The sequence below is a fragment of the Methylobacterium sp. 190mf genome (genome assembly GCF_900107945.1).
Lineage (GTDB): Bacteria > Pseudomonadota > Alphaproteobacteria > Rhizobiales > Beijerinckiaceae > Methylobacterium.
In genome coordinates this window covers 1-17,302 of sequence record NZ_FNVI01000054.1, presented here as the reverse complement: position 1 = coordinate 17,302, position 17,302 = coordinate 1, and the positions used below count along the sequence as shown (strand labels likewise).

16 protein-coding genes and 2 pseudogenes are annotated in these 17,302 nt (G+C 66.0%); 6 read left to right on the top strand and 12 right to left on the bottom strand.

Annotated features, from left to right (window positions below; genetic code table 11):
• Positions 1 to 279, bottom strand: a 279-nt coding sequence (locus C4T42_RS30685; protein WP_043713773.1) for a transposase, incomplete at its 3' end; no start/stop codon positions are given.
• Between the two features lie 208 nt (positions 280 to 487).
• Between C4T42_RS30685 and C4T42_RS30680 the strand changes: the two are divergent.
• Positions 488 to 1,119, top strand: a pseudogene (locus C4T42_RS30680) (tyrosine-type recombinase/integrase).
• 326 nt (positions 1,120 to 1,445) lie between these two features.
• Here C4T42_RS30680 and C4T42_RS30675 read toward each other — a convergent pair.
• From C4T42_RS30675 to C4T42_RS30665, 3 genes are all read right to left on the bottom strand, one after another.
• Positions 1,446 to 1,973, bottom strand: coding sequence for a hypothetical protein (locus C4T42_RS30675; protein ID WP_103986511.1), 528 nt, complete (start codon positions 1,971 to 1,973; stop codon positions 1,446 to 1,448).
• Positions 1,974 to 2,093: 120 nt separating this feature from the next.
• Positions 2,094 to 2,588, bottom strand: coding sequence for a DUF302 domain-containing protein (locus tag C4T42_RS30670; RefSeq protein ID WP_103986510.1), 495 nt, complete (start codon positions 2,586 to 2,588; stop codon positions 2,094 to 2,096).
• A gap of 148 nt (positions 2,589 to 2,736) precedes the next feature.
• Positions 2,737 to 3,504, bottom strand: a complete 768-nt coding sequence (locus C4T42_RS30665; protein WP_103986509.1) for an alpha/beta hydrolase — start codon at positions 3,502 to 3,504, stop codon at positions 2,737 to 2,739.
• Positions 3,505 to 3,713: 209 nt separating this feature from the next.
• On the opposite strand from C4T42_RS30665, the gene C4T42_RS30660 reads away from it, so the two are divergent.
• A complete protein-coding gene (locus C4T42_RS30660; protein WP_103986513.1) occupies positions 3,714 to 4,658 on the top strand; it encodes an AraC family transcriptional regulator in 945 nt (314 codons plus the stop codon).
• A gap of 179 nt (positions 4,659 to 4,837) precedes the next feature.
• Here C4T42_RS30660 and C4T42_RS30655 read toward each other — a convergent pair whose 3' ends face one another.
• The 4 genes from C4T42_RS30655 to C4T42_RS30640 all read right to left on the bottom strand — a co-directional run bounded on the left by C4T42_RS30655 (position 4,838) and on the right by C4T42_RS30640 (position 9,444).
• Positions 4,838 to 5,914, bottom strand: a complete 1,077-nt coding sequence (locus C4T42_RS30655) for an FAD-dependent monooxygenase (RefSeq protein ID WP_103986508.1) — start codon at positions 5,912 to 5,914, stop codon at positions 4,838 to 4,840.
• Positions 5,893 to 6,546 carry a methyltransferase domain-containing protein gene (locus C4T42_RS30650; RefSeq protein ID WP_103986507.1) on the bottom strand — a complete coding sequence of 218 codons (654 nt, stop codon included), beginning with the start codon at positions 6,544 to 6,546 and terminating at the stop codon, positions 5,893 to 5,895. Before C4T42_RS30650 ends, C4T42_RS30655 begins: the two co-directional genes overlap by 22 nt.
• Positions 6,547 to 6,883: 337 nt before the next feature.
• Positions 6,884 to 7,957: a type III polyketide synthase gene (locus C4T42_RS30645; RefSeq protein WP_103986506.1), complete on the bottom strand. Its 1,074-nt coding sequence runs from the start codon at positions 7,955 to 7,957 to the stop codon at positions 6,884 to 6,886.
• Entirely contained in the window at positions 7,954 to 9,444 is a 1,491-nt protein-coding gene (locus C4T42_RS30640) for a DHA2 family efflux MFS transporter permease subunit (RefSeq protein WP_280177413.1), read from the bottom strand. Before C4T42_RS30640 ends, C4T42_RS30645 begins: the two co-directional genes overlap by 4 nt.
• A gap of 417 nt (positions 9,445 to 9,861) precedes the next feature.
• On the opposite strand from C4T42_RS30640, the gene C4T42_RS30635 reads away from it, so the two are divergent.
• Both C4T42_RS30635 and C4T42_RS30630 read left to right on the top strand, forming a co-directional pair.
• Positions 9,862 to 11,442 carry an ATP-binding protein gene (locus tag C4T42_RS30635; RefSeq protein ID WP_181049263.1) on the top strand — a complete coding sequence of 527 codons (1,581 nt, stop codon included), beginning with the start codon at positions 9,862 to 9,864 and terminating at the stop codon, positions 11,440 to 11,442.
• A complete protein-coding gene (locus C4T42_RS30630; RefSeq protein WP_103986503.1) occupies positions 11,435 to 12,025 on the top strand; it encodes a response regulator transcription factor in 591 nt (196 codons plus the stop codon). The genes C4T42_RS30635 and C4T42_RS30630 overlap by 8 nt, the downstream gene beginning before the upstream one ends.
• A 147-nt stretch (positions 12,026 to 12,172) precedes the next feature.
• Here the strand turns inward: C4T42_RS30630 and C4T42_RS30625 are convergent, their stop codons facing one another.
• From C4T42_RS30625 to C4T42_RS30615, 3 genes are all read right to left on the bottom strand, one after another.
• Positions 12,173 to 12,952, bottom strand: coding sequence for an alpha/beta hydrolase (locus tag C4T42_RS30625; protein WP_103986512.1), 780 nt, complete (start codon positions 12,950 to 12,952; stop codon positions 12,173 to 12,175).
• A gap of 350 nt (positions 12,953 to 13,302) precedes the next feature.
• Positions 13,303 to 13,698, bottom strand: a complete 396-nt coding sequence (locus tag C4T42_RS30620) for a tautomerase (protein ID WP_103986502.1) — start codon at positions 13,696 to 13,698, stop codon at positions 13,303 to 13,305.
• A gap of 15 nt (positions 13,699 to 13,713) precedes the next feature.
• Entirely contained in the window at positions 13,714 to 14,526 is an 813-nt protein-coding gene (locus C4T42_RS30615; RefSeq protein ID WP_103986501.1) for an SDR family oxidoreductase, read from the bottom strand.
• Positions 14,527 to 14,643: 117 nt separating this feature from the next.
• Between C4T42_RS30615 and C4T42_RS30610 the strand changes: the two genes are divergently transcribed.
• Both C4T42_RS30610 and C4T42_RS30605 read left to right on the top strand, forming a co-directional pair.
• Positions 14,644 to 15,597: a GlxA family transcriptional regulator gene (locus tag C4T42_RS30610; protein ID WP_103986500.1), complete on the top strand. Its 954-nt coding sequence runs from the start codon at positions 14,644 to 14,646 to the stop codon at positions 15,595 to 15,597.
• Between the two features lie 424 nt (positions 15,598 to 16,021).
• Positions 16,022 to 16,747, top strand: coding sequence for an alpha/beta fold hydrolase (locus C4T42_RS30605; protein WP_103986499.1), 726 nt, complete (start codon positions 16,022 to 16,024; stop codon positions 16,745 to 16,747).
• 354 nt (positions 16,748 to 17,101) lie between these two features.
• Here C4T42_RS30605 and C4T42_RS30600 read toward each other — a convergent pair.
• Positions 17,102 to 17,302 (bottom strand): annotated as a pseudogene (locus C4T42_RS30600) (IS110 family transposase); the annotation flags it as partial.

The following is a 17,302-nucleotide window of genomic DNA, read 5'->3' as shown; positions in this document are numbered from 1 at the left end:
CGCCTTCCTGAGGATCTCGTTGGCCTGCCGGAGCTCGCGGTTCTCCCGCTCCAGCGCCTTGATCCGCTCGCGCTCATCCGTCGTCGGTCCGGCCCGCACGCCCCGGTCGCGCTCGGCCTGACGGACCCACTTGCGCAGCGTTTCGCCAGAGCAACCGATTTTGGCCGCGATCGACTGGATCGCGGCCCATTGCGAACCGTGCTCGCTCTCATGCTCCCGGGCCAGCCGGACTGCCCGCTCGCGAACCTCAGGGGAAAAGGGTGGGGTATGCTTCGTCATGGCTCCAGTCTCTCAAGAGTTGGAGCCTCCGAAAATCCCGGGGCGATTCAGTAGCATCGAAACATGTGTCTGCTTTCGGGAACCGGGCAGCCGCGCATGAGTGACTGCGTTGGGTCGCATGCGGAATGTCCGCACATGCCCGCGTCTCTAGAGCCGCGGTTCGGGTGTCTCCTCCTCTTGTCGGCATGGGCCGGCGAGGAGACAGAAGATGGGACACTCTGCACACGATCCAGCCACGAAAGGGCGACCGGCCTGGAACACCGGCCGCAAGCTCGGCGCCAAGCGAGCCCTCAAACCTCAGCAGGTGTGGGCAATACGGTTCTGGCTCGACCGCGAACGGCGCGTTCGCGACCGGGCAATGTTCGACCTCGCCATCGACAGCAAACTGCGCGGCTGCGACATCGTCAAGCTCAACATCGGCGACCTCGTCAGCGGGGGTCGCGTCCGTAGCCGGGCAATCGTCATCCAGCGCAAGACCGGTCGGCCGGTGCAATTCGAACTTCTCGAACCTGCCCGCACCAGCATCCTGGCATGGCTTGAGGCCAGAGGCGGAACACTCGACGACTTTGCCTTCCCCAGCAGGCTCGAAGGTGTCACGCACATCAGCACCCGGCAGTATGCACGCCTCGTCGATGAGTGGGTCACAGGCATCGGGCTGCGCAGCGAGGACTATGGCACCCACTCCCTCGCCGCACGAAGGCGTCGTTGATCTACAAGCGGACCGGCAACCTGCGGGCGGTTCAGATCCTGCTCGGCCATACCAAGATCGAGAGCACAGTCAGGTACCTCGGCGTCGACGTCGAGGATGCTCTGACACTGGCCGAAGGAACTGAGATTTGAGCGTTCGGCCCCTCGGCTTCTGCGTCGAGGGGCTCCGAGACCGCCCAGCAGCAATGCGCCCAACCCGGTCATTCATCAGCTTGAGACGGCCGCCTCGAAGCAGACGTGATTGTAGCTCAGCTCATGCATCTGGGATTAGGCGTTCCGCGAAGCGAGATCTAACGGCACGGAGGCATGGCGGACCTCCCCGCAACGAACGTGAAGCAGATCGTGCGGGAGGCCCGCGCGATGGTCGAATGCAGGGAGGCCGTGCTGGGACTCCGGGGCGCGACCACGCCGGTCAACGCACCGGCTACTATCCCGTCGCAACACCGCCGGGAACAGCTCTAGCCCTTCGACGCGGGTGCCGGCGGTACGGGGAGAATGATCTCAGCGGCGACCTTCCAGTCCGTCCCGATGCGCAGCCAATTGATGATCATGAGAAACGGTCTGGGCGTTCCGTCCTGTCCCGCGTACGAAACGGTGATGTTCATCGGCACGTAAGACTCCGCGACATCGTACGTCAGTCCGACCACCTTGAGCTTCGAATAGTCTGGCTCGAGCACCACCGGACCGGAGCTGCCGATGTCATGCAGCTTCTGATCGATCGCCTCGTTGCCCCAATAGCCAGCCCAGTTTCCCTCGGCCGGGTTCGCGCTCTTCGCCACCAACAGCGTTGTCGGCGATTGCCAGAACATATCATGCAACGATTTGAAATCGTGCTTGTTGGCCAGTTCCATCAGACGACTGAACTGCGCCCTGATTGCACCGAGGCTCGCAGAATCCAGAGGCTCCGCCTTGGCCTCAGAAGCTCCCGAGACAGCCGCGCTGAAAAGAACTGCGGCGGTGAAGCTGGCAAGACAGCGCTTGGACATGCCGAAAATTCCTCTCTATTTCGAGCCTGTCGGCCAGGACAGCCGAACGATCGACCATTCCTGCATTGCGGTCCCGCATCTCCGAGACGCCAGGGCCAGCAGCACCGTGATCAGACGGTCTTAGCCTGCACAGTCCCGCAGCAAGGCCGTAATCTTCGCATCGAGGTCCCGGGCAACGGCGAGAGCTTCGGTGTTGCCATAGGGCAGCAGATAGCTCTCCATCCTGTCATAGGAGAGGTGCACGCCATCGGGCCGCTCATCGATAAGGATCGTGACCGGAGCATAGGATCCCGCGTCGGGCACGTGCTTGACCATCTCTTTCATGATGAGGGGATTGCCCACCAGAAAACGCACGCTCTTGGGTGCATCGGATTTGGATTCGCGCCGCAGAACGGCACCCAGATCGAATTCGGCAAAGAGCATGAAGCCCGTGCGGCCGAATCCACGCTGCACGACACGCTCGAAATCGGACGCGGAGGTTGCAGCCTGCGACGCCCGAACGAATTGGTACCAGTCCGGCTGACCGACCGCGGATTTGAGCGCCGTCACGACAGCGTCGAAGGGTCTGGAGCTCAGAATTCTAAGCCGCTCGACCGAAATTTTATCCACATTCATTATCGCTCCCGCACGAAATACACTCGATAGACCGCGCGACCGTTACGGAACGCCAGGACGATCACGCAATCGCCAGCGTGTTATTCAGACAGCACCTCTCTCGGCAGCCGCAGCCGCTCCCGACGCGGACGGGCCGGGAGCGGCCCTGTTACTTGGCGAGCGTGGCCTTCTCGATCGCCGCGGCGACTTCGTTCGCGTGAACGACGAGCGAGGCATGGCTGCCGGCAACTTCCGTCGTCTGGGCCTTCATCGCGGCGGCGAACAGTTTCTGGACTTCCGGTGCGATTACTTTGTCCTTCGTGGTGATCACGTAGAATGTCGGCTTGTGGTGCCACGCGGCCGCGTCGACCGGCGCTTCGAACGCCGTGTGGCTCAACGGTAATTGATGGTCCGCCAACGACTGGGCGATCTGCGGGGGAAGGTCGGCCGCGACCGCTGAGGGAAAGACTTTGGGATCGATGTACAGATTACCTTTGTCGTCGGGATGTATCGCCGCAGCACCTTCCGTGGCCGGACCGCCCTTGGCGAGGGCCGCCAGCGATTGGCCCACGTCCGGCGCAAAAGCGGAGACGTAGACGAGCGCCGAGACCTTGGGATCGTTGCCGGCCTGCGTGATGACGACGCCACCCCAGGAATGGCCGACGAGAACCGTCTTGCCTCTCTGCTTTGCCAGCGCCTGCTCGGTGGCCTCGACGTCGGCGGCAAGAGAAGTCAGCGGATTGTCAACGCGCGTGACGTTGTAGCCCTTCTTCGTGAGAATATCGGCGACGGGCTTCCAGCTCGATGCATCGACAAACGCGCCATGGACAAGGACAATATTGTGAGTCGCCCCCTTGGGCAGCTCTGTGGCGCGGGCAGCGGCCAATGTCGTTGCAGACATCAGGGCTGCGGCCAGGGACAGAACAACACCTTGCATAACAACTCCTGCCGACGGGCGGATAAAGCGAGGTCGCGGATGTTCAAGCGCTGCGAATTGTCCACGTCCTGAACCTTGCGTCAGGAACGATGGACGATTGCACGATGCGTCAACGCCCTCGGTAGGACCTAATATGACGGCACCTCGAACGGTAGAGCTTGATCGTCCGCGTGTTGTGTCCGATCGTCCGGGACCTTATCGTCGCTGTTATGGACGTCCTCGCCGAAGTACTCGACCGCGTGCGCCTGGGGGGGACCCTGCTGTTCCATTTCGAGCTCGGCCATCCCTGGAACCTGGCCCTCCCGCAACGCCCGTACGCGCTGTTCCATTACGTCAGCCATGGCTCGGCGACGCTCGCGCTTGATCAGGAGCGAGAATTCCACATGAGCGCGGGCGACCTTGTCGTAATCTCGCGTGGCGAGCCTCACGAATTCTATTCGGATCGCCGAGCGGAACCGTTCTCGATCACAGATCTGGATCGGTCGTCCGCGCATCACGGCATTGTTCGCCATGGCGGCAGCGCCCCGCCCTGTTCCACGATGATTTGCGGCAAGTTCACCGTGGCACAGCCATCGCGGAGCAGCCTGTTGGAATTGCTTCCGCCCGTCCTCCACCTCAAGTCGACGGAGGAGGGTGCGTGGCTCGAACTGATCCTGCAGCGCATGGTGCGTGAGTCGGCGCAGCCGCGCCCCGGTCAGGACGTGGTCCTTTCCCGATTGACGGAGGTCCTCTTCGTCGAGGTGCTGCGAAGCTGGTCGACATCGCTGCGTCCCGGCGAAGGCGGCTGGCTCGGGGCGATCACGGACCCGCATATCGGACCGGCGCTTCGATTGATCCACAAGCACTTGGATCGGTCCTGGACATTGGACGAGTTGGGACAGCAGGTCGGGCTCGGTCGCTCGGCGTTCTCGGCTCGCTTCACCAAGCTCGTCGGCCAATCGATGTACCGCTATCTGATCGCGCGACGGATGTCGGAAGCTGCCTTCTTGCTCGAGACGAGCGACCTGGGAATTGCACGCATTGCGACCGGCGTCGGCTACAAGTCCGTCGCCGCGTTCTCAAAGCTTTTTCACCGGCATCATGGTCTATCACCTGGCCGTTACAGAGCGACCCGACACGTCGAAGGGGATGCGCAGCCGGAGAACGGCCTGTAACGCCGGTACTTCGACCGGCCGAAGTCCGGGCCAGGCGGAGCAGGCCGGTCCCGCATCGGCGGCGCTTCCCCGGAGCGGTGGAGCGCCTGGCGTGACGAGAGCCGCAACCAGCCTGCCCGGGTGACCCGATCCACCTCGGTCATCCGCGCCACCGGTGTCGGGTGGGAGGCAAGCTGCGGTCAGATCCGCGTCAGCCGCGAGGCCAGATGCCCGAGCGCCGGCGCGGAGGCGACTGCGCGCACCAGCTGCCTGGCGGCTTTGGGGGTCTCCGCCGCGCGCCAGAGCCATCCGGCCAGAGTGATCGGGACGGACGACCTTCGCGAGAACGATCGCTGAAAGCGTTCGGCCGGCTCGCCGCGCACGATCGCGGTGGCCGCGGCTAAGCCGCTGCACAGCGCAATGGCGATTCCTTCGCCCGCGAGAGACGGGATGACTCCGGCCTGATCCCCGATCCGGTAGAGGTTCGCCGGTCCGGCACCCGCGCGCCAGCCGTAGGGTACGTTCGCGACCGCTTGGGCGCGCCCGAGCGTCGCCGCGGCCAAGCGCAGACCGAGGGCGGGCGATTCCTCCGCGACAGCCTGGAGGAACCGATCCGGTCTGCCGTCGACCTCGCTGAGGCGGCTTCGTCGGACGGCGAGGCAGAGGTTGGCACTGCCATCCTCCTGGATGACCAATCCGGCATATCCGCCGCGGAACAGGTGCAGCTCCACCCGGTCGGAGAGCAACGTCGCGAGCGCCCGGCTCGCACCCAGGCGCCAGCGCAGCCCGACCGCGGCGTCCCCGTCCGGACGCGGGCGCAAGACACCGCGCAGATCATGCTTGCCGGTCGCGAGGATCGTGCAGGGCGGGTGGATCTCGCCCCCGTCGACAAGACGCACCCGGCCCTCCGCCAGGGCCCGCGCCCCGATCCCGGTCTCGATCGCCGCGCCCGCCGCCCGTGCGCGCGCGCGCAGGGCCTCGTCGAGGACGCGGCGCGAGAGGGCGACGGCAGGTGCGGGCAGCCGAGCTTCGGCTCCGTCCTGCCCCGAGAACAACGCCAGCGCCCCGACACGATGAGCGCCAAGGGAAACGGGATCGACGCCCAGATCGATCAGGCGCCGGGTCGTCGTCCAGCTCAGGAAGCCGCCGCACAGAGCATCCTGCGCTTCGGGATTCCGTTCAATCAGCAATGGCCGCAGGCCCGCCCGGGCAAGTCCGATGGCGGCGGCGGCACCGGCCGGGCCGCCCCCGATGATCAGCGGAGGCGCTCGATGCATAGCCGGAACGGGAACCAACGGGTGACAGAGGCTTCGGCGATTCCGGCCTCGGCCAGGACCGGCGGCCATTCCGCCGGCCGGTATGCGCGCGCGATCGAGAGGGTGCCGTCCTCGCGGACGATCCGATGCCATCCCATGGCCCGAGCCAGGATCGGAAAGCCCGCATAGGGCAGGGCGTGGCGATGCAGGTCGTTGATCAGCCAGCCGACACGCGCCTCGCGCTCCATGAAGCGAAGGAACGCCAGCAGTTCCGCGTGGTCCATGTGGTGCGCGACGAGGCTCGACACGATAACATCCCAGCCCTGTCCGGCGAGGTCCGCGTAGGCGCCGGTCCGGTACTCGATGCGGAGCGCGCGGTCGGTTGCCGCCCGGGCGACCGGCGCCGAACGGGGGTTGATGTCGATCCCGAACAACTCCACGGGCACGCCCTCCCTGGCCGCCCAGCGCGCGATCCGACGCAGCATGTCGCCCTGCCCGAAACCGACGTCGAGGAGCCTGAGGCGCCCGGCGCGCCGGGCCGCCCGCCTCAGGAAAGCCAAGGTTGGCCGCGCCGCCAGCGTCCATCGGTTGACGCGCGCGAGGTCGGCAAGGAGCGCGGCGTATGCGGCCTCGGGCAGATCCGGAGCATCCATCTGTTCTTGGTCCGAAGCCCGGACGGCCAGCGAGCGAGGGCGCGCGGGCTCGTGCCGCCCGGCGGTTCCAGAGGGCCCGGAACCCTGCGGAGCCGGTGCTCTGTCGGGGCTCCGCGTCGGCGGCTCCGGCCATCGCTCGATCCCGGTGTCAGTCGTCGTTGGCATCGAACACCTCTCCCGCGTCGACATCGAAGGACGCCTCGCGCACCGGAACGCCCGCGACCTGCGTCGGGAGACGGGCGGAATCCGGGCGCCGACATCCCGCCCGGTATTGCAACGTCTTCGAATGACGGCCGGCCAGCCCGGGATGCCGGACCCGGGCGCCGGGAGCGCGGAGCTAGGCCGCCTTTTGGAACATCATCGTTTCGGCGACGAGGCCCGGGCCGAACGCCATCGCACAACCGACCTCACCCGCCTTCGCCTGATCCATGAGCGCGGCGAGCACGAACATGACGGTCGCCGACGACATGTTGCCGAACCGACGCAAGATATCGCGCGAGACCGCCAACGCGCTGGGCGGCAGCGCGAAGGCGCGCTCCACGGCGTCGAGCACGGTTCGGCCGCCCGGATGGACGGCCCAGGCGCCGACGTCCGGAATCCGATGTCCCGCCAGGAACTCGTCCGCGCGACCGCTGATCCCTTCCTGCACTGCCGCGGGCAGGCGGCCCGACAGGACCATGTCGAACCCGGATTCGCGGATATGCCAGGTCAGGAGCTGTCGCGTGTCGGGCGTGAGCAGGGCGTTGAACGCGTCGAGCCTCAGCCCCGTCGGATCGGCGGAGACGATACTGGCAGCGCACCCGTCCGCGAAGAGGAGGAATGTCAGGATCTGCTCGAGATCAGAGGTCTCCTGCAGGTGCAGCGTGCAGAGCTCGATGCTCAGCACCAGGACCCGGGCCTGCGGCTCCGAACGAACGATGTGCCGCGCGATCTTCAGGGCGTTGATCGCGGCGTAGCAGCCCATGAAGCCGACCATCGTCCGCTCGACCGACCCCCTGAGACCGCAGCGCTCGATGATGTCGATGTCCAGCCCCGGTGCCGAGAAGCCGGTGCAACTCGACACCACGAGATGAGTGATGCGGTCCCGCTGATCGCCGAGTTGGAGTTTCTCGACCGCACGCGTCGCGAGCGCAGGGGCGTGCTCCTCGTAGAGTCGCATGCGGGCCGCGGTCGTCGGGAAGCTCCCGGGTCGGTAGAGGCCGTCGGCATCCACGGCGTCGTGGCCCGGGTCGAGCCCGGGCGCGAGGCAGGAATACCGATGCTCGATCCCGCTGCGCTCCACCATGCGGTCCAGGATGCGCAGCTTGTGCCGGTCGTCGGCGAGCTGAGATCGGGCGAAGGCCGCGAAGGCCGCGTGGACGTCGTGGGGCGGGACGGCCGTCTCGATGCGGTTGAGGTAGGCTTCCGTCATGGCTTCGGCTCCAGGCTCGGCTCGGCGCGTCTGCGAACGAGCAGCAGGGCGGCAATCGCGACCACGTTGAGGGTCCCGACGAGCATCCAGGCATCGCCGATCGAAGCGGTCAGGGCCGCCTTCTCGATGAGCGGCGCGACGAGGGCGCGCGTCGCTTCGCTGTCCGGCTTGCCCGACTGGGCCGCGAAAACGGCCGGCGGGATGCCAACAAGTTTCGCGGCGTCGAGATCGCCGGACGCGAGTCGCGCGACGAGATCGGATACGTGGCCGGGGATCCGCCCGTAGATCACGGTGTCGATCAGCGAGAGGCCGACGGCACCGCCGAGATTTCGCATGAGGTTGAACAGCCCGCTGGCATCCGGAACGCTCTCGGTCGCCAGATGACCCAGCGCCAACCGTGTCGGCGCCAGCAGGCAGAACATGATGGCGAGCCCGCGTACGATCTGCGGGACGACCAGCGCGCCAGGATCCATCGAGGCCGTCTGGGTCGTGCTCAGGAACGAGCCGACCGCGAACAGACCGAATCCGAGGACGGCGAGCACGGTCGCGTCGACGCGCTCGTCCAGGGCGACGGCGAGTGGAGACGCGGCGAGTTGCGCCAGGCCGGTGACGAGCATGATCTCGCCGATCGCGAGCGGCCTGCGTCCCTGCACGTAGCCGAGGAAGACCGGCATGAGGTAGACGCAACCGTAAAGGCCCACCCCGCACGCGAAGCTGAGTGCCGAGCCCACGGCGAAGCGGCGATCCGCGAACATCCGGAGCTCGACGAGCGGATGGGCCGCCGCCAGGGTACGGCGGACGAACACGAGCGCGGCCACCGTGCTCGCGCCGAGATGTGCGACGGCTGCAGGCGCCACCCAGCCGGATTCCGGGGCCGCCTTGAGGCCGAGCTCCAGATTGCACAGGGCGACGGCCAGGAGCCCTAGGGCTGTCACATCGAGTTCGCCGAGCCGTCCGCGCCGCCGGTCACGCGGCAGCAGCCAGTACCCGCCGATGGCCGAGACGAGACCGGCGGGCACGTTGATCAGGAACAGCCAATGCCAGGTCGCCGTCTCAGTGATCCAGCCGCCGACGACGGGGCCGGCGGTCGGGGCGAGGACGGCGAGCGTTCCCGCGACGGCCGTGGCGATGCCCTGGCGGTTCGGCGGGAACAGCAGGAAGACGGCTGAAAACACGGTCGGGATCAACGCGCCCCCGGACGCGCCCTGGAGCGCGCGCCAGACGATGAGCGAGGCAAAGCCGCCGCTCGCGGCACAACCGCACGACGCGAACGTGAACAGGGTCACCGATGTCACGAAGAGCCGGCGCATGCTCGCCAGGCGCGTGAGGGGACCCGTGAGCGGAATGACGAGCACCTCGGCGGTAAGATACGCCGTCTGGACCCAGCTGACCCGGTCCGGCGGGATCCCGAGACCCGTCTGGATCCGCGGAAGGGATGTCGCGACGATCTGGATGTCCAGGATGGCGATGAACATGCCGACGCACAGGATGGCGAAGCCGGCCCATGTTCGGGGCCCGGCGGTCGGCGCAGGCGCACTGGCCCCACCCCGGTCCGTTGGAGCCGGTCGATCGGCGGCGTCCGCGACGTCGCGGACGATCGGAACGGCAGCCCGGGCCGCGTGCTGGATATCGGGCATCCGCGAGCGAACGGCACCGACGGGACGCGGCGCCATTTCAGGGGCGTCCAGCCGCGGGCAGGCGGCCCGCCGGCGTCACGGCGTCCGAAATCACGGCGATCCTCATGTGACCCCTCTGAGCGACAGACCGTCCGCCGGCTCGCGGTCCATAGATCAGTTCGTGGCCCCCGGCGTCATCCTGTGAAATCTGACAGGCTTACGTCGGGCGGGGCGGGCCTAAGCCTTCGAAGCCGGGCCACCGGGTCCGCTGGGGGGATCGCCATGTCGTTGCTGCGCAAGACCCTGGCTTGGCGCCACTCCCTGGTCGCGAAGCTGGGTCTCATGGTGCTCCTCTTCATGGCCGCGACGGAGGGCGCCCGCCTCCTCAGCCTGGATCGGCTCGAACATGCCGACGCGCTCTCCCGCGAGATGCACCACCGCTGGCTAGAGCGCATCCGGGTCCTCGGGAGTCTGAACCACGGGATCTCGGACGCGCGCACCGCGGAGGCCGAAATCCTTCTCGGCCCGGATCTCGCGGACCGCCCCGATCGCCTGGCGTCGCTGCAGCGCGTGTCCGCCCATCTCGCGGAAGTGATGACACGCTATGCGGCGCTGCTCCGGCGAGGCGAGGACCGGAGCGAGCTCGTGCGGCTGCAAGACCTGTGGCGCGCGCACGCAGCCGTGGCGGAGCGCGTGGCCGCGCTGAGCCGGGACGGCGAGGCCGACCAAGGAATCCTGCTGTTCAACGGCGAGTCGAAGATCACCTTCGACGCGGCCCGCGACGCCGCCTTCAGGCTAACGCTCGCTACAGAGGCGCGCGCGGAGGCCGACCGCGGCCGAGCAGCCGCGGCCATCGCGGAAGCTCAGGACTGGGTCTCCGACCTGATGCTCGGGACCCTGGCCCTGTTCTTCGCCATCACGGTCTACGTCTGGCGCGCCATCTCGCAGCCGCTCCTGCGGCTCGCCGATCGCATGCGGCGTCTCGCGGATTACGAGACCGACTTCGCGCTCCCCGACGAGAAGCGGCCAGACGAGATCGGGGCGATGGCGCGAGCGCTTGCGGTGTTCCGGAGCAATACCACCGAGCTTCTTGAGTCGCGCAAGCGCCTAGCCATACAATCCGGGGCGCTAAGCACCGCCCTGCAGAAGGAGCGGGCGCTCGCCGTTGAGCAGCGCAACTTCATAACGACGGTCTCGCATGAATTCCGCACGCCGCTGATGGCGATCGACGGGAACGCGCAGCGGCTGATCGCGACCAAGGACCGGGCCAAGCCGGGCGACATCGCCGATCGGGCACACCGCATCCGGTCCGCCGTGTTCCGGATCGCGAGCCTGATGTCGGGCCTATCGCGGGCGCTGGAGGATACCGGCGGAAACCTCCGCCCGCGCATGCGCCGCTTCGATCTCGCCGCGATGCTGCGGTCGTTGTGCCGGTACTATCGCGAGATCGGGATGAGTGGTGAGTTGGTCGAAGACATGTCGGATGCATCGCTGGAGATCGTCGGCGATCCCGACCTTTTGCATCTGGCCGTCAGCAATCTTCTCTCGAACGGGTTCAAGTATGCGTCGGACAGCGACCCCGTCCGACTGCGGGCATACCCGTCCGGCGCCGGCGTCGAGATCGTCGTCGAGGACGAGGGCGTGGGCATCCCGCGCGGCGAGATCGGACGCATCCGGGAGCGCTACTACCGGGCGAGCAACGTCGGCACGATACCGGGCACGGGGATCGGGCTGAGCCTCGTGGAGGAGATCGCACGCCGCCATGGCGGCCGCCTCATCATCGAGAGCGAAGAGGGCCGCGGAACCCGTGCTATGCTGGCGCTGCCGCGAGACGGGGCGCTGTCATCCCCGGAGCCGGAGCATGCCTAGGATACTCTGCGTTGAGGACGACGAGGAAACGGCGAGCCTGGTCGCGGAAGCCCTGGTCGACCTCGGCTACACGGTGGAACGCGCCTCGGACGGGGAGGCGGGTTTGTCGGCCATCCAAATGTCACCTCCGGACCTGGTCCTGTGCGACGTGCGCATGCCGGGGATGAACGGCCTGGACTTGCTCGAGCAACTGGCTGCGGCTGCCCCGCACCTCGCGCGGATCCCTTTCGTGTTCCTCACGGCGCTCGACGATCGCGGCAGCGAGATCGCCGCGCGCCGGAAGGGCGCGGATGACTACCTCACCAAGCCGGTCGACTTCGAGATGCTGGCTGTCGTGGTGGAGCATCGTCTCCGCGCGGGTCGAGGCGGGCAGGGCCAAGACGCGTTCGGCCATCTGACCGGCCGGGAACGGGAAGTGTTGATCTGGGCCAGCCGCGGGAAGACGTCCGCGGAGATCGCCCTGATCCTCGATCTGCGGGAGCGAACCGTCAACTTCCATTTCGACCAGGCCATGAAGCGCCTGAACGTCGTCAATAGAACGCATGCGGTGGCCCGTGCGCTCTCGTTGCGGTTGATCGATTGACGGATTTGGGCCGCGTGAACGGTTCCGGCAGACCGTCTGGTCGCGCGCTCCCCATGATGATGTCCTTCTTGCGATAGGACATGCGCCGGTCCTTGCCTGCAGCCCGGGGCAGCCGTGGCTCGGATCAGCATGCGTGGGACTGTCCGGTCAGCGACGTCCTTGGGGTTGGCCGGCAGCCTCAAGGATGAGGTCCGCGACGTATGGTGCCTGCGAAATTAGGGACAGGTGGCTCGCCGCGAGTTCCACGGTCTTCGCGCTCATGCGCTTGGCCATGAACCGTTCGAGGTCCGGGTTGATGGTCCGGTCCTCGGTCGACACGGCGTAGAAGCTCGGCTTCGATCGCCACGCCGCCTGGGTTGTCCTCCCGGCCAACAACGCCTTGTGGAACGGCTGCTGGACCGCGAACAGAACCTTGGCTCGGTCCGCCGGTAGGTCGCCCGCGAAGTCTCTCAGGAAGGCCGCCTCGCTCAGGCGCCCCTCGTCGCCGTCGAACACAATTCCGGCCGAGGCCGGCGGCGTCGGATAGGTCTTGGCCAGCGCAGTGTAATCCTCGCCGGCATCGGGCGCCCGGGCCGCGACGTAGACGAGGGCGGACACCTTCGGGTCGATCCCGGCCTCGGTCACGATCATGCCGGAGAACGAGTGGCCCACGAGGACGATCGGTCCCTCCTGCCGGGCCAGAACCCGCCGTGCGGACGCGACGGCCTCCTCGAAGGTGGTCAGCGGGTTCTGCACGGAGGTGACGTTCAGGCCCTTCTCCTGCAGCCGCGGGATCACCTCGGACCAGCACGACCCGTCGGCGAACAGTCCGTGGACCAGGACGACGCTGCGCGCACGCGGCAGATCCTGGGCCGGCGCCGTCCCGGGAAGCAGCGCGGCGGCGGCGCCGGCGAAGAGCGTTTGGCTGAACAGTCTCCGAGTCATCATGGCGGCCATCTCCGTTCCGGTTCGACAGGTGCAGGATGTGCCGTCCCTGTTCGTCGCCGGTGCAGGAAGGATACATCCGTTGCGGCCGGCGACCGCTGTGGGCAGAGGCGGGCGGCCACAATCTCCGTCTGCAGATAGATCTCACGTAACTGTTGAATGCGAGCGCTCCAGCGCGGCGAGCCGACCGGCCTTCAACCGTACTGCGCGCAGCTGCAGCCGAGAGCATGCGCATTACACCGCCCCCCGACGGAGGGACGCATCGTCGAGTGAACCGCGAAGTGTCCACTTCGATACCCGGGCTATCCGAGAGCGGACCTGCCGCTCTCGGCCAGAACCGTTTGCGACACGGATCATCGCTCGTCCGGAGACCACTCGGGGCTGTAGCCCCCGAGGGTCGGGTGATACATCTCGTCGCCGGAATGCTGCGTGAACTCCACGTTGAGGCGATCCTTGTGCAACCCGAGGATCTCGATGCAGTGGGCGCACAGCGCCTTGGCGACTTCCATCCGCAACTCGGCCGAGCGTCCCTTGCGGATGTCCAGCATCATCACGGACACCGGCACCGGCGCGCCGCCGGCCTCCGGTATCCGCCACACGCCGCCCTCGCCGAGTTCGCGGATGGCGACGCTGATCCGCCTGATGTCGACCGACATCATCTCCGCATAGGTCTGGCTCATCTGCGCCGCGAGGCGCTTCTTGGAGGCCACGGAATGCGGGCCGGTCACGTCGAGCTGGAGGTACGGCATGGATGGCCTCCAGGCTCAGGCCGCGTTCGACGTCGCAAGCCCGTAGCGCGCCGACGGCTTGGCGTTGCCGAACTTGGCGGCCATGGCCCGGCGATCCTCCTCCCAGCGCGTCCAATCGGACTCATCCTGCAGTCCTGGGATGGTGACAAGCTCGCCCTGATCGAGACCGGCCAAAGCCGCGTCGACCAGATCGGCCGCCGACATGGTGATCGCCGATGTCTTCTGTGCCGCGTAACCGGCGACATCCCAGAACTCTGTAGCCGTCGCGCCGGGCAGCACGGTCTGGACGCGCACGCCCTTGTCCGCGAGGTCCTTCTGCAGCGCGTGGCCGAAGCTGAGGACGTAGGATTTCGAGGCGCTGTAGACGCCGTTCAGCATCTCGACCGCGATGCCGACGACGGACGAGATATTGATGATTGTCCCTGATCCGCGCGCCACGAAAGCAGGAGCGACCGCATAGGTCAGGCGGGTCAGCGCGGTGATGTTGAGCTGGATCATCGCGTCCATCGTTTCCACGTCGGCCTGAAGGGTCGAGGCGACGGAGCCGATGCCCGCGTTGTTCACGAGCATGGTGATGCTCGCGTCCTCGCGCAGGCGAGCCTCCAGGCGCGCGAGATCGTCTTTGCGTCCCAGATCGGCCTTGAACGGCTCAACCTTGCGCCCCGTCTCGCGGGTCAGGCGGTCGGCCAGCGCCTGCAGGCGCTCATCGTTTCGAGCGACTAGCAGCAGGTCATACCCCCGTCTGGTGAGGCGGTCGGCGTAAACCGCGCCGATGCCGGCAGATGCACCGGTCACGACAGCGAGGCCCTTCGTGGATTGAGTGGTCATCGTCGCTCTCCTCTTTCTTCGCGCCACGGGTTGGCGGCGCTCGATGGGAGAAAGCTACCGTTGCCCTTGAGCGGCGCAAATGTCATAGTTGCGTCGATTTAGGTCATAGAGGCGGGCATGCAGCGCGTCGGCTTCGTCGTCTATCCGGGGTACTCGATGATGGCGCTGGCGGCCGTGCCGGCCTTCGAGGTCGCCAATCTCGCGGCGGACGCGGCAACCTACGACATCCACTTCATCTCCGAGCATGGCGGTCCGGTCGGCACCTCGGCCGGCATGAACGTGGAGACGGAGGCATTCGGCGAAACGCCCTTCGACACGCTCATCATCGGCGGCGGCACCTTCGTGCAACCGTCGACGCCCGGGCTCGTCGCGCTCGTTCAGCGCGCGGCCGAAAACGCCCGGCGCGTTGCCGCCATCTGCACAGGGGCCTTCGTCCTCGGCGAGGCCGGCCTGCTCGACGGACGGCGGGTCACGACGCACTGGATGCACGCGCGGGAGCTACAGTCCCAGTTTCCGGATTGCTCGGCCGACACGGACCGCATTTTCATCAACGATGGCCCGATCTGGACGTCGGCGGGCATGAGCGCTGGCATCGACCTCGCGCTTGCTCTGATCGAGGCGGATCTCGGCCACGCGGTGACGAAGGAGATCGCTAAGAAGCTCGTGCTCTACCATCGCCGGGCCGGTGGCCAGTCGCAGTTCTCGACCCTGCTCGACCTCGACGCGAAGTCGGACCGCATCCAGGCGGCCCTGACCTATGCCAAACAGAACCTCCACCGCCCGCTCTCGGTCGAGGAGTTGGCGCAAGCCGCCCACCTGAGCCCGCGCCAGTTCAGCCGTGTGTTCCATGCCGAGACCGGCCAGTCGCCGGCCAAGGCGGTCGAGAACCTCCGGGTCGAGGCCGCGCGCGTTTTGATGGAGCGCAGCCGGCATCCCATCGACGCCGTCGCCGACCAAACTGGCTTCGCAGACCGCAATCGGATGCGTCGCGCGTTCCTTCGAGCGTTCGGGCAGCCGCCACAGGCTATCCGGCGTAATGCGCGTGGGGATTTGAATACGGCGAATGCGTAGCGTTGGCCACCCGCGGTCAAACACCCCTTGCAGAATGATTATCCCCGAACGTCTGCTTCATTGCGAAGTTCTGATAAATGAATTTGTCTGATTTGAATTTTGGCAGCTCGTCCGATTTTCTAATAGGTCGGCGCAGAAGCAGACCGGCGGCTTTCGACCACATTTGCCACCACGAAGCGCTCATTCAAACATCTCAGATGGGCTGTTTCGAGACGGTGTATTTTCGGACGACAACGTCTTGTAGCCGACATCGCCGCCGGAACCGCTTTCGACCCACATGAGCCGTCTGAGGTTCAGGAAGCTCGATCTGAACGCCGACGTCCAATGGGACCCCAAACGCGCACTACGTATCGAACCCCACCTGAAATCATACTGTAACGAGGCATGACCAAGAGACACCGACGTACGCCAGAAAGGGTGTCGAATGGCTATCTACATACTCGTTGCTGGATCGTGGCACGGTAGTTGGTGTTGGTCGCAGGTCGTGCCGCTGCTTGAGCGAGCCGGACATCGCGTTCTGACACCCGATCTGTGCGACGTGATCTCCGATCAGCACTCGGCGGCAAAACAGCCGCTCCAAGCTTGGGCGGATCAGGTTGCCGCGATTACCGCCGCCCAGAACGAACCGGTCATTCTCGTCGGGCACAGCCGCGCCGGCCTCATCATCAGTGAAGTGGCCGAACGCATACCTCATAAAATCGCCTTACTCGTTTATCTATGCGCTTTTCTTCTCAAGGATGGCCAGACGTTGAATGATATCGTAGAGAAATCGGCCAATGCCGAGGCGTTTAGTAAGGCAATAATATTTGATGATGACGGAAATTGTACAGTCAGCCGCGAAGGCGTCAAAACATTTTTCTACAACGAAACGCCTAAACTTCTAGTGCAGTTCGCGTGTGAACGCCTTGTTCCCGAGACAACCAAGATTTGGTCGACGCCGATCCACGTTACTGAGCCTCGCTTCGGGTCGGTCCGACGAGCCTACATCACGTGCGCGAAAGATCAGGCGATCCCGATTGCTCAGCAGCAAGCCATGCAACGAGCCACTCCAGTTTCGCACACCGTCACGTTGGAGAGCGATCACTCGCCGTTCTTTTCTCAGCCGAGCGAATTGGTCGCTGCGCTTGAGCATATTCGGCAAGCAGACTGAGCGCGGAAGAGCTTCTTGCGATGGTAGCAGCGCCCGCTTTTGCAGCAGTGTCTCTCCCATGCCGTTCCGACCGGGTTGGGTCGGTAGGAGGCCGTCCTGTGTGGATGGCTCCCGCATTGCAAGTGGCGAATTGAGCTTCTGACGCGTTGGTCGGGTGCAGTCTTGTGTCCGGCCTGTTGATGCAGTCGTTCATGTTGACTGCTGGCCCTGATGGTATCCGTGAGCTGGGTCCCACTCTGCTTTGCGGGCTATGACGCCCTGGACAGCCGGCGGGGTGTCCCGGCTCCCGGTCTGACCGGTTCGCCATCAACTCTCATCGTCCTCGCAACCTGGAAACGTCTCCTTTGCGTGCTGTCAGGCAGCCCTGGCCGCCGGTGCGCGGTAGGTGCCGCCGCGGGTCATGATCGCCCAGGCGACCCGCGCCGTGCGATTGGCCGCCGCCACGGTCACCACGCGCACCGGCTTACGCTGCAGCAGCGCCGGCAGCCGCGGGTCGACCGAGGTCGGTGTCGTCTTCGCACGCCGGATCAGAGAGGTCATGCCGACTACGAGCAG